Consider the following 26,074-nt stretch of genomic DNA (forward strand, 5'->3'; position numbering starts at 1 on the left):
GCCTCGCCCAACCGGAGCTGCCCGCGCCCTCACGCGTCGCCGCTGTCACGCCTCGACGTGACAGCGCCGAGCGGCGCCCCGCGTCGCCACACAAGCGAAGCCGCCGGCACGAAGGAGGCGCCAGAACGCGCCGCGCGAGCGGCGCGATATCCGAAGCAGTCGTCCAGCACCCATCGACAGCGGCACGTTCACGCAGACAGCTCGATGCGTGGAGCCAGCTCGCCAGGGGAGCGAATCGGGGTGGGCGCAGCAGGACTTGAACCTGCGACTTCGTCCGTGTGAAGGACGCACTCTACCGCTGAGTTATGCGCCCGATGCCAGCCGGTTGTCACCCGGCCGTTTCGGAAAGACGAGGCGCTTTTAACCCAAACATCGGCGTTCGACAAGAAGAACTCGCTGGTGATGTCGAACTTCTTCGGGGTGCTCTTCCAGGCCCGGCACCGACGGCCCGTGGAGGCGCGTCCGGCGGCTCAGGCGAGCGCGCTGCCGGCTCGGCCCGCGCGCGCCGGAGGCGCGCCAGCCGCGAGGGACGCGAGGGACCGTGGCGTGGAGCCAGGCGAGCCATCGCTTCCGCGCAGCGTCGCCATCGAGCGAGCCGAGACGGTGCTGCTGCCTTCCAGCCGCGCGCGTGGGCGCCGCTACGAGGCGACGCGCTCGATGCGCTCGATGCGCTCGATCAATCGAGCGCCGCGACGGCACGCCGGAGCGCGGCGAGGCCTGCTTCGATGTGATCCTCGTCGCAGGCGTAGGAGAAGCGAAGGTAGCCAGGCGCGCCGAAGGGGGTGCCGGCGACCGCGGCGACGTGCGCCTGCTCGAGCATCCACGTCGCCACGTCCTCGTCGCTCGCGAGGGTCGTCCCCCGGAAAGCGCGCCCGCAGAGCCCCCGCACGTCGGCGAACGCGTAGAAGGCGCCCTCCGGCATCCTGCAGCGCACCCCCGGAACCGCGTTGAGGCCCTCGACCATCAGCGAGCGCCGCCGTGCGAAGGCGGCACGCATCGCGAACACCGCATCGCGAGGTCCATTCAGGGCGGCGACGGCGGCCGCCTGGGAGACGGCGGCAGCGTTCGTCGTGCTCTGGCCCTGGACCACGTCGAGCGCCCTCGCGACCTCGAGCGGCGCGATGCTCCAGCCGATGCGCCAGCCCGTCATCGCGAACGTCTTGCTGACCCCGTCGACGACGATCACCCGCGCCGCGAGGTCCTCCGCGAGCGCGGGGAGCGACACGTGCCGGAACCCGTCGTAGGTGAGATCGGCGTAGATCTCGTCGACGATGATCCAGCAGTCGTGGCGCCGCAGCACGCCCACGAGCGGGAGCAGGTGCTCCTCCGCATACGCCGAGCCGGTCGGATTGGAGGGCGTGCACAGGAGGATCGCCTTCACCCGAGGCGACAGCGCGGCCTGGAGCGCGTCCGCCGTGAGGCGGAAGCCCGTCTCCTCGGTGGTCTCGACGACGACCGGCGTGGCGCCCAGGAGGCGCACCTGCTCGGGATAGCTCACCCAGTACGGCGCCGGGATGACGACCTCGTCCCCCGGCTCGAAGAGAGCGGCGGCGAGGTTGAACAGCGCGTGCTTCGCGCCGCAGCTCACGGTGACCTGGCTCGGCAGCGGCCGCCAGCCGCGGTGCTGCTCGGTCGCGGCGCAGATCGCCGACTTCAGCTCGGGTGTGCCGGACACGGCCGTGTAGTGGGTGGCGCCAGCGTCCAGCGCCGCCTTCGCCGCGAGGCGAATGTGCTCGGGCGTGTCGAAGTCGGGCTCGCCCACGCCGAAGGAGTAGACCTTGTGCCCGTCGGCGCGGAGACGCGCGGCCCTCGCCGCCATGGCGAGCGTTGCACTGGGCGCGACGGCCGACAGACGGTCAGCGAGCTTCCTGGGCATCGAGACAATGAGGAATAAAGGGCGGCCTCGGACAACGCAAGGCGCTACCGCTCCAGCCGTTGCGCAGGCGCCTGGGATGTGCCGCTAGGGCGACGGCGTGGCGCCGCCGACCTGGACCGCGGGCTTCTGCTCGTCCTTCTTGATCGAGTAGCGCACGAGCGCGCGGAGCACGTCGTTGCGCTGCACGTTTCCGAGGAGGCTCTTCATGTCCTCGTAGATCGACGGATCGACGAGCAGGGCGCCGAGGGTCCCCTTGCCCGCCCTCATGTCGTGCACGATCGACCGCAGATCGCCCGTCATCGCCGTCACGTTGGCGAGCGCCTCGGCGCCGTCGCCCTTGCCGCCGTAGAGCGCGTCGTGCGCGAGGCTGTCGCTCTCGCGGATGCCTCGCAGCGTCATCGCGACCTCGTCGGCCGCGTTCCCGAACTGCTGGATCTGCTTCTGCGGGCCGTCGCCGTAGATGACGTCGTGCGCGAACCCGGGGCCCTCCTTGACCCGAGAGACGACGCCTCGCACCTCGCGGATCGTGCTCGCGAGCTCCGTGCTGAGGCGGTCGAGGCTCTGCACGGTGCGCGAGATGCGCTCGGCCTCCTCGGGATCGGTCAGGAGGCGGTGCGGGTAGCCTTCCCCCTCGGTCACCTGCTTCATCAGCGTGTTCGCCGAGGCGACCGTCTCGCGGAGATCCTTGTGGAGCCTCTCGTCGGCGATGCTCTCCGAGACCTTCTGGATGTTGTCGAGCGTCGCCTCGGCCTTCTCGGCCATGCCGGTCACCTTGCCCATCACGTCGGTGGGCACCTCGCCGGGGATGTAGCCGCCGGGCGGCACCGAATCCGGGCTCTGCCCCTTCGTCAGCTCCAGCATCTTGTCGCCGAGCAGGCCCTTGTTGGCGATCTGGGCGACGCTGTCCTTCTTGATCCTGCTCGCCTCGCTCTCGACGATCTCGAGCTTCACATAGATCTTGGTGTCCTTCGGATCAGGGCCGTAGCCGACCTCGGCGACGTGACCGATGTCGATGCCACCCATGCGGATGGGAGCGCCTGGCTTCAGCCCTTGAACGTCGGCGAAGTTCGTCGTGAAGCTGACGGAGGAGTCGAAGAGCCGCCGCTCGTCACCTATCAGGAAAATGACTACGGCGGAGAGCACAAGGCCCGCCAGCACAAAGAGTCCGACCTTCAAATCGCGCGCTCTGCCCATGCAGAAGGGCATCTTGCGCGATCTTGGGGGGATCGTCACGCCCCGAGAAGCGTCTGGACGTCCTCGTTCACGGGGGCGGTCCCAGTAATGAAATTGGCGACATGCGGATCGGTGGACGCCCGGAACTCGTCCGGGGTGCCGGTCGCGATGACCTCGCCGCGGTAGATCATCGCCATCCGATCCGAGATCGTGAACGCGCTCTTCATGTCGTGTGTCACCACGATGCTCGTCACGTTGAGGGCCTGTTTCAGCCCCTTGATGAGGTGGTTGATGCGCTCGGTGTTGATCGGATCGAGGCCGGTCGTCGGCTCGTCGTAGAGCAGCACCTCGGGCTGCACCGCGATCGCGCGCGCGAGGCCGACGCGCTTCTTCATGCCGCCCGACAGGTCTCCAGGGCGCATCTGCTCGATGCCAGGCAGGCCGACGAGCGACAGCGCCCAGTTGACCCGCTCCGCGATCTGCGCCTCGGTCATCTCCTTGCGGTAGTGCTCGTGCAGGCCGTAAGCGACGTTCTCACCGACGGAGATCGAGTCGAACAGGGCGCCTCCCTGGAAGAGCATCGCGATCCGCTGGCGCACCCCGGCGATGCGCGACTCGCTCAGGCGCGTGATCTCCTCACCGTGAAACTGGATAGATCCATCATCGGCGTCGAGCAGGCGGATGAGCAGCTTGAGCATGACGCTCTTGCCGACGCCCGACCCACCCATGATGGTGAGCGTCTCGCCCGGGTACACTTCGAGGTTCAGGTCGCGGTAGATGACCTTCGGACCGAAGGCCTTGCGCACACGCGAGAACCGGATCAGCGGCTCAGCCACGCGCTCACGCTAGCACGCCGCGGAGGCCCGCCGCGAACGCTCAGTCGGCCGCGGTGACGTGCTCGATCCTGATCTCGACGGCGTTCCCGCCGCGCCAGGCGTCGCGCCGGAGGCGGCCCACGACGTCGACGCGGCCGCCGGCGAACCGCGACGCGAGCTCGCCCAGCTCGAACCCGAAGCACGCGATCTCACGGCGGGCGAAGGTGAGCTCCAGCTTGAGGTGGCCCTTCAGGTTCCTCGCGGAGCGCACGGCCGCGCCCGCCAGGAGGACGTTCGCCGCGCGGTTGCCCTCGCCGCACGGCTCGAGCCGCTCGAGATCGCGCACCACAGCCGCCGGATCATCGCGATCGTCGAGCCGGACGTTGGCGGCCGCGAACGCCGCGGCGGCCGGGAGGTCCTGCTCGCGGAAGGCGTCGCACCACGCCGCCCGGAGCGCCTCGACGCGATCGGCGCGCACCTCGACGCCGGCGGCGGCCTGGTGACCGCCGAAGCCGACGAGCTCGGCGCGGCAGAGGGTGAGCGCGTCGTGGAGCCGCGCGCCAGCGGGACCGCGCACCGAGCCGCGCCCCTTCTCGCCCTCCAGCCCGATGACGATCGTCGGCTTGCCGTAGCGGCCCGTGATCCTGCCAGCGACGATGCCGACCACGCCGGGGTGGAAGCCCTGTCGCGCGATGACGATCGCAGGATCCCGATCGAAGCCGGCGCGCTCGATCTCGGCGAGCGCGGAGGCCAGCATCTCGTCCTGGATGGCGCGCCGCTTCATCTGCGCCTGCTCCACCGTGGCGGCGAGCGCGGAGGCGGTCACGCTGTCGTGCGCGAGCAGGAGCTCCAGGGAGATGTCGGGATCGCCGAGCCGGCCGGGCGCGTTGAGGCGAGGCGCGATCCGGAAGGCGACGTCCTCCGCCGACGCGCCGCGCCCGAGATCGAGGTTGGCGAGCGCCGCGAGCGCGCGGAGCCCTGGCCGGGGCCCGGTCTGCAGCACGCCGAGGCCGGCCCGCACGAGCGCGCGGTTGTCGCCGGTCAGCGGCGCGACGTCGGCGACCGTGCCGATCGCCACGAGGTCGAGGTAGGGGCGGAGATCGAGCGAAGAGCCGAGCTTCTTGCGCACGGCGGCCAGGAGCGAGAGCGCGAGCCCGCAGGAGGCGAGCCCCTTGTACGGGAAGCCGCAATCGGCGCGGTGCGGGTTCAGGAAGGCGATCGCGGGGAGCGGCTCCGCCGGCACGAGGTGGTGATCGATGACGACGCAGTCGATGCCGGCCGCGCGGGCCGCGGCCAGCCGCTCGTGATCGCTGGATCCGCAGTCGCACGTGATGAGCAGCGTCGGGCAGGCGCGCATCACGCGCTCCAGCGCGGGCGCCGAGAGGCCGTAGCTGCCCTCGGCGCGCGTCGCGAGGAGCGGCACCACGTGGCCGGAGAGGGCGCGCAGCCCGCCGGTCATGATGGCCGTCGCGGTGATCCCGTCGCAGTCGTAGTCGCCGAAGACGGCGATCCGCTCGCCCGCGCGCACGGCGCGCGCGATCCGCTCGGCGCTCGCCTCGCGATCGGCCATCGCATCGGGCGACGTGAGGTGCGAGAGCCGCGGATCGAGGAAGCGCCGGGTCGAATCGTCAGGAGCCCAGCCGGCCCGGTGCAGGATGTCCGCCACCGTGATCGACAGCCCCAGCTCGCGCGCCATGACGAGCGCCTCGGCGGACGCCTCGCCCGGATCCGCGACGGGCGCGGCGCCCCCCGCGCCGGGCGAAGCCGAGGCCTGCGCCTCGCGCTCGGGGAGCTCCCTCCAGGCCTCCGTGGCGGTGCTCATCACAGAAGCGGGTACACCGGCGGGGTGGGTGCGTCCATGGCCTGGGGCGTTTCAGGCCGCGCGGCCACGCGCGGCCACGGCGAGGCGATCAGACGACCGCGTCGGCGCGCTTTTGCGTGCGGACGCGGCTGACCTTCTTGCGCTTGTTCCCGTTCGCGCCGAAGAACCGGCGGTCGATCCACTCGGTGAGCGGCGCGGCGACGTAGATCGACGAGTACGTGCCGACGGCGATCCCGACCACGAGCGTGAACGCGAAGTCCCTGATGACGCCCGTGCCGTAGAAGAGGAACATGACGAGCGACAGCAGCGTGGTCATCGACACGAGGATCGTGCGCCCGAGCATCTCGGAGAGCGAGAAGTTGATGACGGCGGCGAAGCTCATGTCGCGGTGCTTCCCCAGGTTCTCGCGGATCCGGTCGTAGACGACGACCGTGTCCGTGATCGAGTAGCCGACGATCGTGAGCAGCGCGGCGACCGTGGAGAGGGTGATCTCCCGCTGCGTGATCACCATCGCGCCGAGCGCGATGCCGACGTCGTGCACGAGGGCGACGATGCCGCCGGGCGCGAACCGGATGTCGAACCGGAACGCGATGTACGCCATGATGAAGAAGATCGTGATGGCGACGCTCTTGATGGCCGCGTCGCGCAGCTGCGCGCCGGCCTTCGGGCCGATCCACTCGACCCGGAGCGCCTGCTCGGGGACCTTGTCCGCGCCGAGGTGCTCCCGGAGGCCATCCATCAGCTGGTCGCCCTTCGACTTCAGGTGGAGCTCGACCTTGTGGTCGCGCTCGCTCACGATGAGCGGGTTGTTCGCGCCGGCCCTGAGCTCGACGCCCTCGATGCCCGCGAGCTGCTTCGTGATCCCCTCCAGGTCGGGCGCGACGTCGTAGCGCGTGGAGATCTTGTCGCCGCCGGGGCTGAACTTGACCTCGGTGGCGCGCACGGCCGGCGGGCAGCGGTCCTCGGGGACGGAGCCGTTCTCGGGCGGCAGGCACATGTGATCGCGCACCGCGGCCTTCTGCTGCTCCGTCAGCGTGGAGACCTCGTGGACCCGGATGAGGTAGCGGTTCGGGTTGGCCTGGTCCGCGACGGACACGATGTCCGGGGCGTCGAAGCCCGACTTTGTGACGGCCTCGCGGACCTCGGCGCTCGAGACCGGAGCCCGGAAGGCGACCTCGACCTCGGTGCCTCCCTTGAAATCCGTCCCGAGCGTCGGCCCCGGCACGAAGAACGAGATGATCGACAGGATGAGCAGCACCCCGCTGAGCCCGATGAAGAGCCAGCGCTTGCTCATGAAGTCGAACTGACGGCCAGGTTTGATGAGTTCCATCGTCGTGTCTCAATCGGAGAGCCGCTCGCGCGTTCTCCCTCAAAGGTCGGAGAGCCGCTCGCGCGCCCCGTTCTCAGCCAAGCGAGAGCGTCTTGATCTTTCGGCCGCGGACCGCCCAATCGAACATCAGGCGGGTGCAGACGACCCCGGTGAACAGGCTGATCGCGATGCCTACGATCAGGGTGATCGCGAAGCCCTTGATGGGGCCGGTGCCGTACTGGGCGAGGATGAGCCCCGAGATCAGCGTGGTCACGTGGCCGTCGAGGATGGCGCTGAACGCCTTGTCGTAGCCGATGTCGACCGCGGCGCGCGGGCTCTTGCCGTTCCTGAGCTCCTCCCGGATGCGCTCGTTGATCAGCACGTTGGCGTCGACCGCGATGCCCATGGTGAGCACCAGGCCGGCGATGCCGGGCAGCGTCATCGACGCCCCGAACATCGCGAGGACGGCGACCTGCAGGATGAGGTTGAAGATGACGGCGATGTCCGCGATGAGCCCGGCGCGGCTGTAGATCACCACCATGAACACGACGACGAGCACGCCGCTCGCGATGGCCCCCTTCATGCTCTGCTGGATCGCGTCCTTGCCCAGCGAGGGGCCGATGCGCTGCTCGTTCGAGGGCGAGATCGGGGCCGGCAGCGCGCCCGACCTGAGCACCAGCTCGAGCTTGCGCGCGTCCTGGAGCTGCTGATCGGGGTTCTGCGAGCCCATCGTGATCTGCGCGCGGCCGCCGCCGATCTTCGTCTGGATGACCGGCGCGCTCTCGACCTTCTCGTCGAGGATGATGGCGAACCGCCGCTTGACGTTCCTGCCGGTGATGTCCTCGAACCTGTCGGCGCCGGTCGGGGTGAAATCCATCGACACGTACCAGCCGCCGAGGCCGCCGTCGCGCTGATCCGGGAGCGCCTGCGCGTCGCGCACCATGTCGCCCGTGATCTCGGCCTTGCTGAAGAGGAAGTACGTCCGCCAGCCGATCTCCTCGATGGCGTCCTTCTCCTCGTTGAACTCGTACAGCTTGCCGTAGCCGACCTCGTTGTCCGCCGGGACCTGGAGCGTCCCGACCCACTCGCGCAGCCGCTTGAGCGTGTCGCGCATCTCCTCGTGCTCGGCGCGCACCATCCGGGCGAAGTGGACCGGCTTCGTCTTCCCGGGGCCGACCGGCGCGTTCTCGATCGAGAACGTCAGCCCCTTCGGGAGGTCCGCTTCCTTGGTGCCCCTCGCGATCGGCTCGAAGAAGTCGTGGTCGTCGTCGACCATCTTGAACTCGAGCCGCGCGGTCTGGCTGATGATCTCGCGGATCGTGTTGAACGCGCTCTCGTCGTCGCCGGGGACCTCGATGATGACGTCCTCGTCGCGCGTGGAGACGCTCGCCTCCTTGAGGCCGAGGCCGTCGACGCGGCGGAGCACCGTCTCCTTGGCCTGCGTCACCGCCCGCTCGCGGATGCCGCTCGAGACCTCGTCACGGATCCGGAACTTCGCCACGCGGCGATCCGAAGAGCGCTGGAGCTGCAGCTCGTGCAGGAACTTCGTGAGGAACTCGTCGTTGATCTTCTCGGAGTCCGCCGGATCGTTGAACGTGATCACGATCGTGTCGGCCTGCTCGCGCGACTTCTCGATGCGGAGCTTCGTCTGGAGCTTCTGCATCTCCTCGATCGTCGGCGGCTTGTCGCCCTCGTGGAACCCGAACGACTTCGCGAGCGCCGCGCGCAGGTCGTCGTAGTACCGATCGCGCTTGTCGCTGATCGCCTCGTCGACGTCGACCGTGTAGACGAGGCGGAGGCCGCCCTTCAGATCGAGCCCGCGCACCAGGCGGAACGGGATGTTCGACGTCAGGAAGCGGCTGAACCCGAGCTCCCCCGCCCTCGCCTGGGTCTCCTGCTCCGCAACCTCCTCCGACGACATCCCGGTGTGGTCGGGACGGCCGTACCGCTCGTCATGGTAGGTCGGGTAGATGGCGAGCGCCGAGCCGAGCGCGAGGAACAGCACGAAGCCCGTCTTCACGCGCCACGCGAAATCGATCCACGGACCGGCGCAGAGCAGCGCCCACGGCACCATCAGGCCGAACGTCGCGAGCGCCCAGAACACGTGATAGTGGGCCGCGATCGCGGCGGCGCCGGCGGAGAGCGCCGCCCAGGCGAAGACGCTGCGCTTCGAGCGGCTCAGCCACACGCCGAGGAGGCACAGGCCGGCGACGCCGGCGAACCCGTACTGGAAGATGTTTAGGAGCATGGAGTGTGGCGCCGCGGGGGCGGTAAAAAGCTTCCTGTTCGGCCGAGCGCCGGCCTACGACTTCTTTTCTTTCGCCGCGTCGGCGACCTTGGCGTCCGCCGCCGCGACCTCGCCCGGATCGGGGCCCTGGATCGCGCTCTTCAGGATCTGCACGTTCACGCCAGGGGCGATCTCCAGCTTGACCCTGAGCGAGTTCGGGCTGATGTCGACGATCTTGCCGAGGAGCCCGTCTCGCGTGACGACCCGGTCGCCCGCCTTGAGGTTCGACTCGAGCTGCTTCTGCTTCTTGTTCTGGCTCCGCGTCATCACGAAGATGAGCAGCAGCGGCAGCGCCAGGATGAGGAACTGGAAGGCCCCTCCGCCGAACGGCGTGGAAGGCGGCGCCTGCTGCCCTCCGGACGGCGGCGATTGACCTTCGACCGGCGTCGCGGGCGCGTTGCCCGCTCGCCCGGGGGCGGCGTTCGGCTGGAACCAGTTTGAGCTTGCCAAGGTGACGCGTGTCTCCGGGCCCCGACGGGCTCGCCCGCAAATTGCGGGCCTCTCCCAACCCCCGGGGCCCGCCTCCATACCCAGGATCCAAGGGTCGCGCAAGGAGCTAGGCGGGCAGCCTCATCCTAGCGTCCGGGGAATGCCGCCTGACGGCCTTTTCCGCTCTCGGCTCTTCCCTTCCACTTTCCGCTTTCCGCTTCCACGCGCTGCGGCGCGGCGTCAGCCGTCGCTGCCGAACACGATCTGCCGGCGGGCCCGCTCGCCGCTCGCGATCTCCGCGAGCGAGAGGCGCACGTCGCGCTCGGTGATGGTGCCGTCGATCGTCGCGAACGTCGCGGAGAGGATCGGCGGGATGCGCCCGACGCCGGGGAGGCCCGGGGCCCACGTGAGCGCGTCCGCAAACGCCGCCTTCACCGCGGCGGCGACGGGCCCCTGCGGCGCGAGCGGCACATCGAGCGGCTCGAGGACCACGACGGCCCTGGCCCGCGCGAGCGTCTTCACCACCTCCGCGCCGAAGAACGGGCGGAGCGCGCGCACGCCCACGAGGCCGACGCGCCGCCCCTGCGCGCGCAGGCTGCGCACGACCTCGCGGGCCGCCGGGAACGCGCAGCCCACGACGACCATGATCTCCTCCGCGTCCGCCGTGTCGACGCGCTCGAGCGCGCCGAGCGACCTGCCGGTCAGCTCGCAGAGCTCGCGCATCGCGCTGGCGAGCGCGAACGGCACCCGCGCGCAGAAGCCCCGCTCGGCGCGCTTCCTGACGACGCCGCGGCCCTGCGGGCGAGGCCCGCCGTCGCCGTCGCTCTCGCCCGGCGCCGAATCGGTGAAGGTCGGCGCGCTGCGCTCGGAGCCGAGGAAGCGAGCGGCGAGCTCGCGCGCCCCGCCGAGGGCCGACACGTCCGACGGAAACGCGTCGACGAGGTGCAGGAACGGCGTCTCGCTGTCCTCGGCGGCGCGCCGCGCCACGAGCGCCATGTCGGCCGCCTCCTGGCTGCTCCACGTGATCAGCACGCCCGCGCCGACGTCGAGCGCGGGCGCGAGCTCGTCGCGCCCGACGGCGAGCCCGCCGCGCCGCTCGATGACATGGACCGTGACCGGCGTCCGCACCGCCGCCGCCTCGCCGAGCGCGGCGAGCGCCCCGACGAGCTCGTGGGCGCCCAGCACGACGCTCGCCCGCTGTCCGGCGCGCGTGCGCGCCGCGGCGCCGCGGATCGCCTCGGTGGCGGACGCGGCGCGCTCGATCGGCAGATCGCCGGGCACCGCCGCGTGCGCGGCGAACAGCGTGCTCCCCGCGGCCACCTCGACATGTGCGATCACCGCCGCCGGATCCGGCGGCGAGCCTAGACCGTCAGGTCCTGCCATCCAGCCGTTCGTCGCCCGAGCCGCACGCGAGGTCAAGCGCGAGCGCGATCGGCGTCCACGCAGCGGCCGGCCTGAACTAGCGCGGCGATCACGACGTCCATGACCGGACGTAACTCCGAGAATCTGCGCTTCCGCCGGGCAATGAGCTTCCACCGCGAGCGGCCGCCGAGGGTGGCCGCTCGCCCGGCGTGCCGAGCGCGCCGCAGAGCCCGTCACGCTCGACGTTGTCGCTGCCGGCGTCGTCGACGAATCGAAGGCTCGGCGTCCGCGCGTCCGCGCGTCCGCGACTCGACCAAGGTGCGAGGAGGACCGGCAAGGTAACGAGCGAGGAGAGAGCGAGGAGCCGGAGCGGGGGATCGTCGCGCAAGCCGTCACGTCATCAGGAACGTCACGACAAAAGCGACGCCACGAAACATATCGCTTGACGGACTTCGACCCACTTGATACGAGGCGCTCTCCGTTTCGTCGGCCCTGGGTCGAGCGGGCGGGACATAGGCGCGTAGCTCAGTGGTAGAGCACTACCTTGACACGGTAGGGGTCGCCGGTTCGAAACCGGCCGCGCCTACAAATCAGCAGGAGACCTAGCCTGCGAGGTTTCATGGCCCTCGATCAGACAGCCCCGGCCGCTTCGGCGGCCCGCACCACGGTGCGTGAGGCTCTCGCCGACGACATCGCCAAGGACCGCACCGTCATCGGCGCCCGCGTCAACGGGCGCCTCCTCGATCTCCACACTCCCTTCCTGCGCGACGCCTCGACCAGGATCGAGCCGGTCCGGACGAGCGATCCGGACGGGCTTCGCATCATCCGGCACTCGACGGCGCACGTCATGGCCGACGCCGTGCAGCGGCTCTTCCCGGGCACGAAGGTGACGATCGGCCCCGCGATCGAGGCGGGGTTCTACTACGACTTCGACAAGCCGACCGGCCCGTTCACGGACGAGGATCTCGCCAAGATCGAGGCGAAGATGCGCGAGATCATCGCCGCAGGCCGCCCGTTCCGGCGCGAGCTGGTGAACCGCGAGGCGGCGCACGAGCTCTTCGCGCGCATGGGCGAGACGTACAAGCGCGAGCTCATCGACGCGATCCCGCCGGGCGAGGAGGTCTCGCTGTACCGCCACGGCGATGGCGAGCGCGAGTGGGTCGACCTCTGCGAGGGCCCGCACGTGCCGGACACCTCGCTGCTCCAGGCCATCAAGCTCGTCAGCGTGGCCGGCGCCTACTGGCGCGGCGACGAGCGCAACCCGATGCTCCAGCGCATCTACGGCACGGCGTTCCCGAGCCAGGCGGCGCTCGACGAGCACCTGAAGCTGCTCGCGGAGGCCAAGGAGCGCGATCACCGGAAGCTCGGCAAGGAGCTCGAGCTCTTCATGTTCCACGAGTACGCGCCGGCGATGCCGTTCCTCTTGCCGCGCGGCGCTCAGGTCTACAACGCGCTCGTCCAGTACATGCGCGACCTCTACGTCGACTACGGTTACGAGGAGGTCATCACGCCGCAGATCTTCGACAAGCGGCTGTTCGAGACGAGCGGGCACCTGCCGAACTACCGCGAGAACATGTACCTGCCGGTCACGGCCGAGCACCTCGACGCGGCGCGCCTCTCGCTCCGGCTCGGCGTCTCCCCCGGGGAGGCGGAGGCCGCGGCCTACAGGGAGGCGGACCAGAAGCGCGACGCCGCGGTCCTGGAGCAGCTCGCCGAGCTCGAGCGGCTCTCCCAGAAGCCCATGAACTGCCCGAGCCATTGCCTCATCTTCGGGCAGCGGCGGCGCAGCTACCGCGAGCTGCCGTGGCGGCTCGCCGACTTCGGTCGGCTCCACCGGTACGAGCGCGGCGGCGTGGTCCACGGCCTGGCCCGGGTGCGGAGCTTCTGCCAGGACGACGCCCACATCTTCTGCACGCCCGAGCAGATGCAGGGCGAGATCCAGGCATTTCTGCGCCTCCTGCTCGAGGTCTACGCGGCGTTCCGGTTCGCCAGGATCGACATCAAGCTCGCGACCCGGCCGAAGAAGCGCATCGGCACCGATGCGCAATGGGACGCGGCAGAGGGCGCGCTCGCGGACGCCCTGAACCGGGCCAGCCTCCCGTTCGAGTTCGCGCCCGAGGAGGGCGCGTTCTACGGCCCGAAGCTCGAGTTCCACGTCGAGGATGCGCTGCGCCGGAGCTGGCAGCTCGGCACCATCCAGGTGGACTACGCGCTGCCCGATCGCTTCGAGCTCGAGTACACCGGCGCCGACGGGGCCGCCCACCGCCCCGTGATGCTGCACCGGGCGATCCTCGGCTCTCTCGAGCGATTCTTCTCGGTGTACCTGGAGCACATCGGCGGCGCTTTCCCGTCCTGGCTGGCGCCGGAGCAGGCGGTCATCGTCACGGTGAGCGAGAAGCAGGCCGCCTACGCCGAGGAGGTGGTCGCCCACCTCCGGGGCCGCGGGCTCCGGGCGAGGGCCGATCTCAGCTCCGACAAGCTCGGCGCCAAGATCCGGGCGGCGCGGCTGACGCGCGTGCCGTACGTGGTCGTGGTCGGCGACAAGGAGGCCGAGGGCCGCAAGGTCGCCCCCCGGTCGCGCGACCTCAACAAGGACCTCGGGGCGATGCCGCTCGAGGAGTTCGCCGACCGTCTCGCCGCGGAGTCGAAGCCTCCCCGCCTCGCCCCGAGCGCATCGGGTTCGTGACCTGCCGCTCCGGCCGGCCCCTCTCGTCCGGCAGGCCCTTCCCCATCCGCGTCGAGCCCGGCAGTTCAGGTGCCGGAGCGCCCACGCGCCGCAGCGGTCGTCCTGCTTGCCGCCGTTGCCTGCGGCGCGGAGTCAGGCGACATTGTGGTGGTGATGGACGCCACGACCGGGCTTGGTCGCGGAGCGGCGGCCCGTCGCTTTCAAGAGCAAAGAACACAAGGAGGCAGCGAAATATCACATGGCGATGAGACGCTTCGACCCTCGGCAGGCCCAGCGGGGGCCGCAGATCCGCATCAACCAGCGCATCCGCGTCCCGGAGATCCGCGTCATCGGCGATGATGGCGAGATGCTCGGCATCATGCAGACCCACGAGGCGCTGCGCCGAGCACAGGAAAAGGGGCTCGACCTTGTCGAGGTCAACCCGAAGGCGGATCCCCCGGTCTGCAAGATCCTCGACTTCGGCAAGTACAAGTACGACGAGAAGAAGAAGGCCCGCGAGGCGAAGCGCAAGCAGAGTGTGGTGGAGATCAAGGAGATCAAGCTCCGTCCCAAGACGGACGACCACGATCTCGAGTTCAAGACCAGGGCTGCGCACCGGTTCCTCGGCGCGGGCCACAAGGTGAAGTTCACGGTGCGCTTCCGCGGCCGCGAGATCACCCACCCCGAGAAGGCGCAGGAGCAGCTCGACTGGATCGTCCAGCACTGCGAGGAGATCGCGAACGTCGAGGTGCGCCCCATGATGGAGCAGCGCACGATGACGCTGATGATGGCGCCCAAGCCGGCGATCCTCCAGAAGGTGGCCCAGGCCCGCGCCGCCGCGGAAAAGGCTCGCCAAAAGGCGATCCAGGAAGGGCGCACCGCCTCCGTCCCGACCGACGCCGAGGATGAGGAGATCGAGAAGCTCGAGAGGGAGCTCGAGGAGCAGGACGACGACGAGGAGGACGACGAGGCCGAGGGGAACGAGTGACGCATCCGGCGAGGGAGCGCGCCACGACACCGATCACGGTGCGGCGCGCCTCGCAGGGGCGGCGTGCAATCGTGCGTGAGGCGCATTGACGCGCGTTGAGACGCGCTGACATGTGCTGAGCGCTCGTGCGCCGGGCGCCTCGCCGACGCCGAGCGCGCGGTGCATCCAGGGATCGGCCGCGGGCGCCGCGAGGAGCGCGCGCCCTCCGCCAGGTCAGTGCGGGATCAGGCCGCCGAACCACGCGCCCGCGGCGAGCGCGGCAAGCGCGGCGACGAGCAGCACCGCCTTCACCGCGCCGCCCCCGGTCCTGGCTGGAGGGGCAGGATCCGGCTCCAGGTGGGCAAGCGCCGGCTCCAGGTCGCGCGGCGCGGCTGTAACGAGCGGCACGACAGGCGCCGGCGGCGCAAGGCGCTGCAGCTCGGGCGCGGGCTGCGGGGAGGCCAGGGTCGGCACGGCTCGCCTCTCGAGCGGCGGATGCGTCGGCGCGGACGGCGCGATCAGCTGCGCCGCGGGCCTGGACGACGGGCCCCTCGATGAAGGGGGAGGCGGAAGGCCGAACCCCGTCTCCTCGAGCGCGGCGAGGTTGCCCTCCTCGACCGACACGGTGGCGAGGGATCGCCGCATGACGTCCTCCCCCGGCGCCGAGAGCTTGATCTCGTCGGCCCACTTGCCGATGTCCTCGAAGGCCGAGATCTTGAGCGGCTCGTTCAGGCGCGTGGTGCTCGGCGCCGCCTTGTCGTCCGGGAGCGACGTGAACTCGAGCAGCGTCTCCTCGATGAGCCTGTCGATGAACGACGCCTTGTCCGACGTGGGAGCCCGCTTCCGGAGCGCCATGGCGCTCCGGACGTGCTCGGCGATGTCGTAGGCGCTGACGGGCCTGCCGAACTTGTACAGGAAGGTCGTGAGATCCCGGCCGAGCTCGCGCGCCGAGGCATACCGTTCGCTGGGCTCGCGGGCCAGCGCGCGGGCGATGATGCGATCGAGCTCGGGGGGAACCGCCTTGTTGCTCTCGGAGAGCGGCGGGATCTGCGCCTGCTGGACGAGCTTGACGGTCTGGTAGTCGGTGTCGCCGAGGAAGAGCCGCTTCCCGGAGAGCATCTCCCAGAGGATGGCGCCCACAGCGAAGATGTCGGTGCGGTGATCGACCTCCAGGCCCTGCGCGGCCTCGGGCGAGAGATAGCTGAACTTGCCTTTGATGATCCCCGCCTCGCTCTTCTCGAGCTGGCTCGTCGCCTTGGCGAGGCCGAAGTCGACGATCTTCACCTCGCCGTACTTCGTGATGAGCACGTTCGGAGGCGACATGTCCCTGTGGACGATCTGGAGCGGGTGCCCGTCGCCCGACTTGAGCTCGTGGGCGTACGTGAGCCCCTCGCAGAGCTTGGCCGTGACGAACACGGCGGACTCGACCGGGAGCGTGCGGCCGGCCTTGCGCATCGACTCGAGGACGGCCTTCAGGTCAGCGCCGTCGACGTACTCCATCACGATGAAGTACGCGTTGTCGCCCACGCCGATGTCGAACACCTGCGCGACGTTGGAGTGGGAGAGGTGCGCAGACAGCCGCGCTTCGTCGAGGAACATCGCGATGAAGCGCTTCTTCTCGCTGAGGTGCGGGAGCACGCGCTTGATCGCGACCTGCTTCTTGAACCCCTCGATCCCCGCGCTCTCCGCGAGGAAGACCTCGGCCATGCCGCCCGAAGCGAGCCGCTCGATGACCCGGTAGCGCTGCTGCTGGTGGGCTTCCGTCATGCTCCACCTAGTACACCACGTCCCACGCTTCGCGCGGAAACAACCGGCTCGTCTCTCCGGTGCTCTTGGGCGACGCGCGACGCGCGCAGATGTTGCGTCGCGCGCGGCTCGCGACGAGCGCTCTCTCTCTTCCCCGGAGACGGCCTCATTCCGGCGTCGCGGCGTCGCAGCGGCCGGGCTCGGGAGCGCGGCTCTCTCAGCCCGTGAGCGCTGTCCGCAGGAGCGGGCGAGGTGCGGGTGTGAGCGGCACCGCCACCGCGCGCACGCGGCTCCTCGCCGCGGCCACGCCGCGCGCGAGCGCCGCGGGCTCGATCTGTGCCTGCGCGAAAGCGCGCCCCCGGCGATCGTCGAGCTCGGCGGCGAGCATGTCCTTCACCATGTCGAGGAGCTCCGCGAAGCCCGAGAGGCGCAGCCCGAGATCGTTCGTCCAGAGGATGATCTCGAGCTCTCCGTCAGGCGCCCTCGCCTCCGGATCCCACGCGAAGACCGTCTCGGCCGCCGCGTCGATTCCGAACGGGACGAGCGCGCTCCTCGCGCCGTAGCGGCCGCGCACGGCCGCCGACGCGCCGTGATGCTCGCCCGCGCCGCGCGCCTCCTCGCCCTCGCAGTGCTCGAGCACCATCCGCCCGACGTCCATGTACGAGCCGCGCGCGAGCGCGCGCACCCCGAGCAGGCTTGCGCCGGCGAACAGCTGCGGCCAGCCGTCGTGCCGCGAGAGCAGCTCCCGATAGCTCGGCGGCAGCGGCATCCCGAGGCGCCGCTCGACGCCATCGATCGCCGCCTCGGAAGCCCCGGCCGGCGGCGCGATCGGCATTCCTCGCCGCGGATCCATCCGCGCGAGCTCCAGCTTGAGCGCGCGGATGCGGTGCATGGACTCGAGCCACTCCATGCGCGCGACCCTACGCGCCCGCCGCCGGAAGGAGCAAAAAACGAGCGACTCTCCGCGCTGCCGCGCGGGCGCAGCCCGGGGAGCACGCGCGCTTGACAGGCTTTTGGGCCTCCGGCACGGTGCTTGCGTGACAGGCTTCGGCTCCTGGGCATCGCTGCGCACCGCCTTCGTCGTGGCGAGCGCCACGTTCGTCGTCGCGTCGCTCTCGACCGCGTGCCTCGACTACGCGGGCGAGGAGCTGTTCGATCAGTGCGACACGCCGGCGGCGCCGCTCCCCGGCTCGGGGTCCGGCTCGGGCGCCACCACGAGCGCCGGGGCGGCCAGCGCGGATCAGCCGGACTGCGGCGCACCGACGCACGCGCCCGGCTCGGGATCCGGCTCGGGCTCGTGAGGGAGGCGCGGCGCGATCTCCTCGCGCTCGCCGCGCTCACCGCCGCCGCGCTCGCCTCGCGCCTGCTCTTCCGCATCGATCACGACGAGGACATCGACGCGCTCCGGTTCGCGCTCGGCGTGGAACGGTTCGACGTGGCCGAGCTCCGCCCGCACGCGCCGTACTACCCCGTGTTCGTCGCCGCGGCGAAGGCGCTCGCGCTGCTCGGCGCGACGCCGCGCGCGGCGCTCGCGCTCGTCAGCGCCGCGTCGGGCGCGGCCGCCGTCGCCTTCACCGCGCTGCTCGCGCGCGAGGTCGCCGGGCGGCGCGCCGCGGTGTTCGCCGGGACCCTCGCGCTCGCCTCGCCGTTCCTCTGGCTGTCGTCCGAGAAGCTCCTCAGCGACATGGCCGGCGCCGCGGTGACGACCGCCGCGCTCTGGCTCTGCGCCCGCGCGCGGCGCCTCGGCCGCGCACGGGAGGCCGATCCGACCGCGCCGCTGGACACCGCTTCGGCGGAGGCGCGCGCCGCCCGCACGCGCACGTGCGCGGTCGTGCTGCTCGGCGTCGGGCTCGGCGTGCGGCTCTCGTACTTCCCGTTCGCGCTCGCCTGCCTCGCCGTCATCGCCCGCAGCGAGGGCGGTCACCTCGCGTGGCTCGCGCGCGGCCGCGACCTCGCGGCCGGCGCGCTCGCGTGGCTCGCGCCGCTCGTGCTGATCGCGACGCCGCGCGACCTCGTCGCGACGACGTGGGTCCAGGGGCTCGGGCACTTCACCCGCTGGGGAGGGACGGCGATCACCGTCTCATCGCCGCTCGATCGCCTCCACGGCGTGATCTGGGGGATCTGGGCCAACGGGCTCGGAGGAGCGTGGCCCGACGCGCCGGCGGCGCGCTGGCTCGGCGCGCCGCTCCTGATCGCGCTCCTCGCCACCGGCGCGCTCGGCGTCGCGTCGCTCTCGAGGGCCGCGCGCGCGCTCCGCGAGCAGCCCGAGCTCTGGGCCTCCGCGCTCGCCTATTTCCTCTGGGCGCTCCTCGGGCAGAACATCGCTTACAAGCCGCGGCACTGGCTCCCGCTCATCCCGCTCCTCCTCGTCGCCATGGCCGCCGGCGCAGCCTCCCTCTCGGCAGCGCGCCCGGCGGCGGAGGGCGCTCTGCGCTTCCGCGCGCTCCGCGACGCCGCGCCGTTCGCGCTCGTCGCGGCCCTGTCGGCACAATGGCTCGCCGACGCGATCTCCCTCGCTCGCCAGCACGAGGCGCCCTCGCCGGCGGCCGCGATCGTGCGCTTCCTCCGCGACGCCGGCGCCGAGCAGCGCCCGGTGCTCACCCGCGACCTCGACCGGATGATCCAGGAGGGCGCGCCGGGCCACCTGCCGGTGCGCGTCCGTGATGACGCCGCGCTCGTCCGCGGCGTCGAGCAGGCCGGGCCGGGCGGCGCGCTCATCACCAGCGAGGCGCTGTCGCAGCAGGCGCGCGACGCGCTCGCGGGCCGCGGCTACACGATCGCGATCCGCTTCGCGCGCCCGCGCTCGCGCTACGTCGACGCGCTCTGGAGCGACCTCGCCCTGCTCGAGGCGCTGCCCGCTGGATCTCCGGCAGGGAACGCGCTCTCGCGCGCGCCGCGGAGCGCCCCCTCTCGGTGAAAACGAGATTGACCTCCGTTTTCAGGAGCGCGCAGACTCCGCCCCCCCGGGCCTCCCGGTCCTCGTCATGAAAGCGATCTCGTCCCTGTGGCTTCGCTCCGCGGGCGCCGTCCTCGGCGCGCTGCTGCCCTTCGCTGCCGCCGCACAGCCCGCGCCCGCCACGCAACCCGCGCCTGCCACGCAGCCCGCGCCTGCCGCGCAGCCCGCGCCCGCCGCGCAGCCCGCGCCGGACGGACCGGTCCTCGACCTGCCGCCCGAGCACGCCGCGCCGCCGCCGGAGCCCCAGCAGCCCGCCATCGGCCTCGGCGCCGGACGAGCGCCCGAGCACGAGCTCGTCCGCGGCCTGACCGAGCAGCGGTTCCGCAGCGCCGGAGCGAGCGCGAGCAGCACCTCGGTCGGCGGCTACGGCGAGGTGCATGTCCGCGGAACGACGACCGGCCGCGAGGGCGAGCGCGCATGGGTCGCCGACATCCCCCGGCTCGTGCTCTTCGTGGCGCACGAGTTCACCGCCGACATCCGGTCCTATGTCGAGCTCGAGGTGGAGCACTCGATCTCCTGCGCGAGCTGCCCAGGCGCCGCGGAGCTGGAGCAGGCCTACCTCGAGTGGAACGCAGCGGGCCGCGCCCTCGGCCTGCGCGCGGGCCTCGTGCTCGTGCCGATGGGGATCATCAACCAGTGGCACGAGCCGCCGGTGTTCCATGGCGTGGTCAGGCCCAAGGTCGAGACCGTCGTCATCCCCTCGACGTGGCGCGAGATCGCGATCGGCGCGTTCGGGCAGCCGCTCGACTGGCTGCGCTTCGAGGCCTACGCCATGACCGGCCTCGATCCGCTCGGCTTCCGCGCGGGCGGCCTCGCCGGCGGGCGGCAGAACGGCGGGCTCGCGCGCGCCAACGCGTGGGCGGCCGTCGCGCGCGTCGAGGCCGAGCCGCTGCTCGGGGTCGTCGCCGGCGCGTCTGTGTACGCGAGCGACGCCGGCCCGAACGGCGACGGCAAATTCTTCCTTCGCGACGGCACCCCGGTCGATCTCACGGTCCCGGTCCTCGGCTGGTCGCTCGACGCGCGCTGGCGCAGGAGCGGCCTGGAGACGCGGGTCCTCTTCGCCGAGTGGCACCTCCCCGAGGCGCGCGCCCTGATGCTCTCGTTCAACGAGAGCGGCGCGCCGAACTTCATCGATCCCACGAGCCCCGTGGCCACCCGGATCCGGGGCGGCTACGTCGAGGCCGCGTTCGACGTGCTCCGCCCGCTCGGCGTGGGGCACGAGCTCCTGCCGTTCGCGCGCGTCGAGGCGTACGACACGCAGTCCGCGGTGCCCGAGGGCTACAAGGCCAACGCCTCGTACGGCGTCCGCGAGCTGACGCTCGGCGCCTCGTACCGGCCGACCCAGGGGGTCGTGGTGAAGGCGGACTACCAGCTGCGCGATCGCACCCTCGGGTTCGACCAGACGCAGCTCAATTTCGGGCTCGGGTTCATGTACTGAGCGCGCCGGACGCGGGCACACGATGTCATTCCGCCCAGACGACGCCGGGCCCGAGCGCCTCGTGGTCGGCGCCGGCATCTCCGGCCTCTACGCCGCGCTGCTGCTCGCGCGCGCCGGCCGGCGCGTGCGCCTCCTGGAGCGCGCGGCGCGGCCCGGCGGCCTCGCGGGCGCCGAGACGTTCCGCGGCCTGCCATGCGACCTCGGCTCGCACCGGCTCCACCCCGCCGCCCTCGATCAGCCGCTCTTCCGCGAGGTGCACGCGCGCTCCCCGTTCCTCTCGCGCCCGCGCCGCGGGGTGCTCGTGCTCGGCGAGCGCCACGTCCCCTACCCGCCCAGCGCGCCCTCGATGCTCCGCGCGCTCGGCCTGCGCGCCGGCGCCGCCATGGGCCTCGGGCTCGTGGCGCAGCGCGGCCGCCGCGCGGCCTTCGCCCGCTGGGAGCACGACCGCGCCCGCGCCGGCGAGGACGTCGGCTTCGAGCGGTTCGTGCGCGACCGCGTCGGGGCGGCGGCCTACGCGTCGTTCTACCGGCCGTACGCCGAGAAGGTCTGGGGCATCCCGCCGTCCGAGCTCTCCCAGACCGTCGCGAAGAAGCGGATCAGCACGACGAGCCCGCTCGCGCTGTTCAAGGGGCTCGCCCGCGGTCGCCGCGGCGCCGCGGCGGACCTCGCGCGGTTCATCTACCCGCCGGCGGGCATCTCGTCGCTCATCACGTACCTCGAGGCGCGGCTCGCGGAGGCCGGCGTCAGGGCCGAGTGCGGGGCCGCCTTCCATCTGGCCGAGGCGGGCGCGCGCCCCGGCGCGCCACCGCTCCTGTTCGCGGGCGATCTCGCGGACCTCGTGCCCGACGCGCCCCTCGATCACCGCGGGCTCTACCTGGTTTACCTGGCGTACCCCCGCGCGCGGGTGGGCACGCCGGAGACGTACTACTGCCCCGACCCGCGCTTCTGGTTCGGCCGCGTCTCCGAGCTGCAGAACTACGCGCCCGATCTCCGCCGCCCAGGCGAGACGGTGCTGTGCGTCGAGATCCCCGAGGGGGCCTGGGGGAGCGGCCGCGATTTCGCCTCGGGCCCGCCGCTCGAGGCGCTGCTCGACCAGCTCGTGCGCGCGGGCATCGCCCCGCGCGGGGTGGCGCCGCTCGAGGCCCGGCAGCGCTTCGTGCCCCGCGTGTACCCGCTCTACCGGCGCGGCTGGCTCCGCGACTGGCGAGCCGCGATGCGCCGCGCCGCCGCGCTCGGCGTGATCCCCTTCGGGAGGCAGGCGCTCTTCCTGCACTGCAACCTCGATCACTGCGCCGCGATCGCCGCCGACGCGGTGGCGCACGTCGAGGCCGGCCGCAGCCCGGATGCGTGGGTGCTGAACGCCGAGCGCTACCTGGACGTGCAGGTGCGCGATTGAGGCCCGCGCGCCGCCCGATCCGCAGCCCAAACGCCGTTGACTTTGACTTTCACGAGTGACAGCTTCGTCCGAGCCTTGATGCGTCCTTCCTGTTGTCCCCGTACCGCCCACCTCGCTGCGGCAGCGGCGCTCTCTTTCATCCTGGCGGCGCTACCGGCCCACGCCGCGACGTACTGGACGGTCCCTGCTGTCCTGAAGAGCTTCTTCGCGAGCTCGAAGAAGGTGGGTTATCGCAAGGTCGTCCTCGGCGACGCGGAGGCGCAGGAGCTCGGCAAGAAGCTCGGGGCGCCGGTCAAGCGCGAGTGGGTGGTGTACGTCGCGGAGTCCGAAGGCAAGATCGACGGCTACGCGATCAAGGACGAAGAGAAGGGGTTGCACGAGCTGATCGACTTCGCCGTGCAGTTCTCGACGTCCGGCGCGGTCGAGCGGATCGAGATCCTCGAGTACCGCGAGGCCTACGGCGATGAGGTCCGCGGCGATCGCTTCCGCGCCCAGTTCCGCGGCAAGACGGCGGGCGACCCGATCACCGCGGGCAAGGACATCGACATCGTGTCGGGCGCATCCATCTCGTCCCGCTCCGTGGCGCTCGGCGTCAAGCGCGACACGCTCGTCCTCCAGCTCGCGCTGAAGCGCGGCGGGCTGTGAGGGATTTCACGGCGGCATCCGGCCGGCTGAGGTCGCTCTCGCTCGGCGCGAAGCTCCTCTATTCGGCGTTCGCGTTCGCGTCGGTGATCGGGCTGCTCGTGTCGTGGCGCCTGTACGGGGCCATGGTGCAGGACGCGGGGGCCGCCGGCTACTACGCCGGCGCGGCGGTCGTCGCGCCGGCGCCCGCTCCGACCCAGGCGCCCGCCGCGGCCGAGGGGCCCGCGCTCGACCTGGGCCCGGAGCTCGACCTCCCCGGAGCGCCGGAGACGCCGCGCGTCCTGGTCGAGCAGATCTCCGAGCGAAAGCTGCTCGAGGTGACGCATTTCCACCTCTTCTCCGTGCCGGTGTACGTGCTGATCCTCGCGCACCTCTGGCTGCTCGCGCGCCTGCCGTCGTGGCTCCACACCGCGGGCGTGGCGGCGGCCGTCGTCGCGAGCGGGCTGCACATCGCGGCGCCGTGGCTCATCCGGGGCGCGCCCGGCGCGGCGGCGCTGATGCCCATCTCCGGCGTGGCGATGCTGCTGTCGCTCGGCGCCATGGCGGTCGTCTCGACCGTGGACATGTGGCTGCCGAGGCGCTCGCGGCGAAGCGAGGCGGCGCCGGCGGACGAGGCCCAGTAAACGGGCGCGCCCGCGCGGGGCGCGCTCGCCCCGACGAGCGAAGGCGCCCTGGATACAAGGGCGCCCGACGAAGCCTCAGACCGGCGCGTCCCGCTCGGGGACGAGCCAGAGCACGCCGAGCGGCGGCAGCGAGAGCACGATGGATTGCGGGAACCCGTGGCTGGGGACGTCCTCGACCTCGACGCGGCCCATGTTGCCCACGCCGCTGCCGCCGTACTGGGCCGCATCGGTGTTGAGCACCTCCAGGTAGGCGCCGCGCCGCGGGACGCCGATCCGGTACGGATGCCGCGGGACCGGCGTGAAATTGCCGATGAACACGACGTGTGTCCCCGAGGGCGACATCTGATCTCCCGCGCCGTCGCCGTAACGGATGAACGAGATCACGGTCTGCGTGTGGTCGGTGCAGTCGATCCACCGGAAGCCCTGGTGCTCGTCGTCGAGCTCGTACATCGCCGGATACTTCTTGTAGAGCGCGTTGATGTCCGTCACGAGCCGCTTGAGCCCCGCGTGCTCGGCCACCGAGAGCAGGCCCCAGTCGAGCTCCGTCTTCTCGCTCCACTCGGCGAACTGACCGATCTCGCCGCCCATGAAGAGCAGCTTCTTGCCCGGGTGCGCCCACATATAGCCGTAGAGCGTGCGCAGGTTCGCCAGCATCTGCCAGTAATCCCCGGGCATCTTCGAGAGCAGCGCCCGCTTGAGGTGCACGACCTCGTCGTGGCTCAGCGGCAGGAGGAACTTCTCGGAGAAGGCGTAGATGAGCCCGAACGTGAGCTGGTGGTAGTGGAAGGCGCGGTGGATGGGCTCGTGCTTGAAGAAGTCGAGCGTGTCGTGCATCCACCCCATGTTCCACTTGAAGTCGAAGCCGAGCCCGCCGACGTACGTCGCGTGGGTCACCGACGGCCAGGCGGTGGACTCCTCCGCGCAGAGGATCGCGCCCGGGCAGCGCTCGTGGACCCGGTTCGACAGCTCCCGGATGAAGTCGATGGCCTCGATGTTCTCGCGGCCGCCATACCGGTTCGGCACCCAGTCGTGGCCCTCCGCGGCGTAGTCGAGGTAGAGCATCGAGGCGACCGCGTCGACCCGCAGGCCGTCGATGTGGAACTCGTCGAGCCAGTACAGCGCGTTGGCCACAAGGAAGTTCCGCACCTCGTGGCGGCCGTAGTTGAAGATGTAGGTGTTCCACTCGCGGTGCTCGCCGAGGCGCGGGTCGAGGTGCTCGTAGAGCGCCGTGCCGTCGAACCGCCCGAGCGCCCACGCGTCCTTGGGGAAGTGCGCGGGGGTCCAGTCGAGGATCACGCCGATCCCCCGCTGGTGACACCGATCGATGAAATAGCGGAGGTCGTCGGGATCGCCGTAGCGGCTGGTCGGGGCGAAGTAGCCCGCCACCTGGTAACCCCATGATCCGTCGAAGGGGTGCTCCATGACCGGCATGAGCTCGATGTGCGTGAAGCCGAGCTCGGCCACGTACTCGACGAGCTGGTCGGCGAGCTCGCGGTACGTCATCCAGCGCATCCCGCCCTCGTACGGCGGGCCCTCGCCCGGCACGCGCCGCCAGGAGCCGGCGTGGACCTCGTAGATCGTGATCGGCTTCTTGCGGGAGTCGAGCTTGCCGCGCTCCTGCATCCAGCCGCCGTCCTGGAACGCGTAGCGGCTCGTGTAGACCCGCGAGGCGGTGGCCGGCCGGAGCTCCATCGCCTGGGCGACGGGATCGGTCTTCACCGTGATGTGCCCCTCCGGCGTCTTGATCTCGTACTTGTAGAGCGCGCCCTCGCCGATCCCGGGGACGAAGAGCTCCCAGAAGCCCTCGCCCATCCGGCGCATCGCGTGGCGACGGCCGTCCCATTGGTTGAAGTCGCCGATGACGCTCACCCGCCGCGCGTTCGGGGCCCAGACCGCGAACGACGTCCCGGAGATCCCGTCCACCTCGCGCACGTGCGCGCCCAGGACGCGGTAGAGCTCCCAGTGCCGCCCCTCGGCCAGGAGGTGGCGATCGATGTCCCCGAGCGTCGGCGGCATCGAGTACGGGTCGAGCTCGACCGAGGAGTTGCCGTCCGCGTAGCGCAGCTCGAGCTGGTAGTGGAAGCGTCCGTCCGCGGGGTAGGACACGCCGGGGAAGCGCGCCTCGAAGAGGCCCGCGGGGTGGACGCGCACCATCGGCTGCCTCCGGAGCTTGGGGTCGCCCGGGACCACCGTGACCTCGGTGGCGTCCGGCCGAAAGACGCGGACCACCAGGTCGTCCTCGTCTTCGTGCGCGCCGAGCACGTTGTGCGGATCCGGATGCTCGACTGCCGCGATGAGATCGAGTTCTCGTTGTTCCAACATGTCGGGGTCCGCCTATAGCGGCTCCACTCGCCGACGTCATGCCGAGAGTCCGCCCGAGACGCCGACCAGGGTCACCCGGGCGCACCCGCGCGGCCCGCGGCTCCCGTCCCCCCTGGCGCAACCACGGTGTGCTCACCATTTGTCCGCAACGCAACAGCGGACGTCGGGAGCTGGATCCGCGGCGCGCGCGCGCCGAGATTTGCCGGGATTCGTCGGGAAACGGCGCAAATGCTCATTTGCTGTACC

At 71.2% G+C, this 26,074-nt stretch carries 19 protein-coding genes and 2 tRNA genes; 9 read left to right on the forward strand and 12 right to left on the reverse strand.

The genetic code is table 11. The annotated features are described in order from the left end of the window. Window positions 1-241: 241 nt before the first annotated feature. The 9 genes from WME90_RS23140 to WME90_RS23180 form a co-directional block, all read right to left on the reverse strand. Window positions 242-313 (reverse strand) — tRNA-Val (locus WME90_RS23140). Between the two features lie 363 nt (window positions 314-676). Beyond that, entirely contained in the window at window positions 677-1,819 is a 1,143-nt protein-coding gene (locus tag WME90_RS23145) for a pyridoxal phosphate-dependent aminotransferase (protein WP_437283350.1), read from the reverse strand. Window positions 1,820-1,960: 141 nt separating this feature from the next. Continuing rightward, entirely contained in the window at window positions 1,961-3,019 is a 1,059-nt protein-coding gene (locus WME90_RS23150; protein ID WP_437283351.1) for an MlaD family protein, read from the reverse strand. An 86-nt stretch (window positions 3,020-3,105) separates the two neighbouring features. Next, window positions 3,106-3,885, reverse strand: coding sequence for an ABC transporter ATP-binding protein (locus tag WME90_RS23155; protein ID WP_437283352.1), 780 nt, complete (start codon window positions 3,883-3,885; stop codon window positions 3,106-3,108). Window positions 3,886-3,925: 40 nt separating this feature from the next. After that, window positions 3,926-5,686, reverse strand: a complete 1,761-nt coding sequence (gene recJ, locus WME90_RS23160) for a single-stranded-DNA-specific exonuclease RecJ (protein WP_437283353.1) — start codon at window positions 5,684-5,686, stop codon at window positions 3,926-3,928. A gap of 88 nt (window positions 5,687-5,774) precedes the next feature. Further along, complete coding sequence (secF, locus tag WME90_RS23165; protein ID WP_437283354.1) at window positions 5,775-7,016, reverse strand: protein translocase subunit SecF; 1,242 nt, start codon at window positions 7,014-7,016, stop codon at window positions 5,775-5,777. 73 nt (window positions 7,017-7,089) lie between these two features. Next, entirely contained in the window at window positions 7,090-9,243 is a 2,154-nt protein-coding gene (gene secD / locus WME90_RS23170) for a protein translocase subunit SecD (protein ID WP_437283355.1), read from the reverse strand. A 54-nt stretch (window positions 9,244-9,297) separates the two neighbouring features. Continuing rightward, window positions 9,298-9,732 (reverse strand): preprotein translocase subunit YajC, encoded by a 435-nt coding sequence (gene yajC, locus WME90_RS23175; RefSeq protein ID WP_437283356.1) that lies wholly within the window; start codon window positions 9,730-9,732, stop codon window positions 9,298-9,300. A 219-nt stretch (window positions 9,733-9,951) separates the two neighbouring features. Beyond that, window positions 9,952-11,094, reverse strand: a complete 1,143-nt coding sequence (locus tag WME90_RS23180; protein WP_437283357.1) for a transketolase — start codon at window positions 11,092-11,094, stop codon at window positions 9,952-9,954. A gap of 493 nt (window positions 11,095-11,587) precedes the next feature. On the opposite strand from WME90_RS23180, the gene WME90_RS23185 reads away from it, so the two are divergent. From WME90_RS23185 to infC, 3 genes are all read left to right on the forward strand, one after another. Continuing rightward, a tRNA-Val gene (locus tag WME90_RS23185) sits at window positions 11,588-11,659 on the forward strand. Between the two features lie 33 nt (window positions 11,660-11,692). Further along, window positions 11,693-13,759 carry a threonine--tRNA ligase gene (gene thrS / locus WME90_RS23190; protein WP_437283358.1) on the forward strand — a complete coding sequence of 689 codons (2,067 nt, stop codon included), beginning with the start codon at window positions 11,693-11,695 and terminating at the stop codon, window positions 13,757-13,759. A gap of 238 nt (window positions 13,760-13,997) precedes the next feature. Beyond that, window positions 13,998-14,726: a translation initiation factor IF-3 gene (gene infC / locus WME90_RS23195; RefSeq protein WP_437283359.1), complete on the forward strand. Its 729-nt coding sequence runs from the start codon at window positions 13,998-14,000 to the stop codon at window positions 14,724-14,726. 213 nt (window positions 14,727-14,939) lie between these two features. Here infC and WME90_RS23200 read toward each other — a convergent pair whose 3' ends face one another. Continuing rightward, entirely contained in the window at window positions 14,940-16,472 is a 1,533-nt protein-coding gene (locus tag WME90_RS23200; RefSeq protein WP_437283360.1) for a serine/threonine protein kinase, read from the reverse strand. A 196-nt stretch (window positions 16,473-16,668) separates the two neighbouring features. Next, window positions 16,669-17,361, reverse strand: coding sequence for an SMI1/KNR4 family protein (locus WME90_RS23205; protein ID WP_437283361.1), 693 nt, complete (start codon window positions 17,359-17,361; stop codon window positions 16,669-16,671). A gap of 127 nt (window positions 17,362-17,488) precedes the next feature. Between WME90_RS23205 and WME90_RS23210 the strand changes: the two genes are divergently transcribed. The 6 genes from WME90_RS23210 (at window position 17,489) to WME90_RS23235 (ending at window position 23,506) form a co-directional block, all read left to right on the forward strand. After that, entirely contained in the window at window positions 17,489-17,752 is a 264-nt protein-coding gene (locus tag WME90_RS23210) for a hypothetical protein (protein ID WP_437283362.1), read from the forward strand. Then, window positions 17,749-19,368: a hypothetical protein gene (locus WME90_RS23215; protein ID WP_437283363.1), complete on the forward strand. Its 1,620-nt coding sequence runs from the start codon at window positions 17,749-17,751 to the stop codon at window positions 19,366-19,368. The genes WME90_RS23210 and WME90_RS23215 overlap by 4 nt, the downstream gene beginning before the upstream one ends. A gap of 67 nt (window positions 19,369-19,435) precedes the next feature. Continuing rightward, window positions 19,436-20,845 carry a hypothetical protein gene (locus WME90_RS23220; RefSeq protein ID WP_437283364.1) on the forward strand — a complete coding sequence of 470 codons (1,410 nt, stop codon included), beginning with the start codon at window positions 19,436-19,438 and terminating at the stop codon, window positions 20,843-20,845. 22 nt (window positions 20,846-20,867) lie between these two features. Further along, entirely contained in the window at window positions 20,868-22,241 is a 1,374-nt protein-coding gene (locus tag WME90_RS23225; RefSeq protein WP_437283365.1) for a protoporphyrinogen/coproporphyrinogen oxidase, read from the forward strand. A 78-nt stretch (window positions 22,242-22,319) separates the two neighbouring features. After that, window positions 22,320-22,886, forward strand: coding sequence for an FMN-binding protein (locus tag WME90_RS23230; RefSeq protein WP_437283366.1), 567 nt, complete (start codon window positions 22,320-22,322; stop codon window positions 22,884-22,886). Then, window positions 22,883-23,506, forward strand: coding sequence for a hypothetical protein (locus WME90_RS23235; RefSeq protein ID WP_437283367.1), 624 nt, complete (start codon window positions 22,883-22,885; stop codon window positions 23,504-23,506). Before WME90_RS23230 ends, WME90_RS23235 begins: the two co-directional genes overlap by 4 nt. 75 nt (window positions 23,507-23,581) lie before the next feature. Here WME90_RS23235 and glgB read toward each other — a convergent pair whose 3' ends face one another. Then, a complete protein-coding gene (gene glgB, locus WME90_RS23240) occupies window positions 23,582-25,828 on the reverse strand; it encodes a 1,4-alpha-glucan branching protein GlgB (protein ID WP_437283368.1) in 2,247 nt (748 codons plus the stop codon). Window positions 25,829-26,074: the final 246 nt, after the last annotated feature.

The sequence above is a fragment of the Sorangium sp. So ce375 genome (assembly GCF_051473855.1).
Taxonomy (GTDB): Bacteria; Myxococcota_A; Polyangia; order Polyangiales; family Polyangiaceae; genus Sorangium.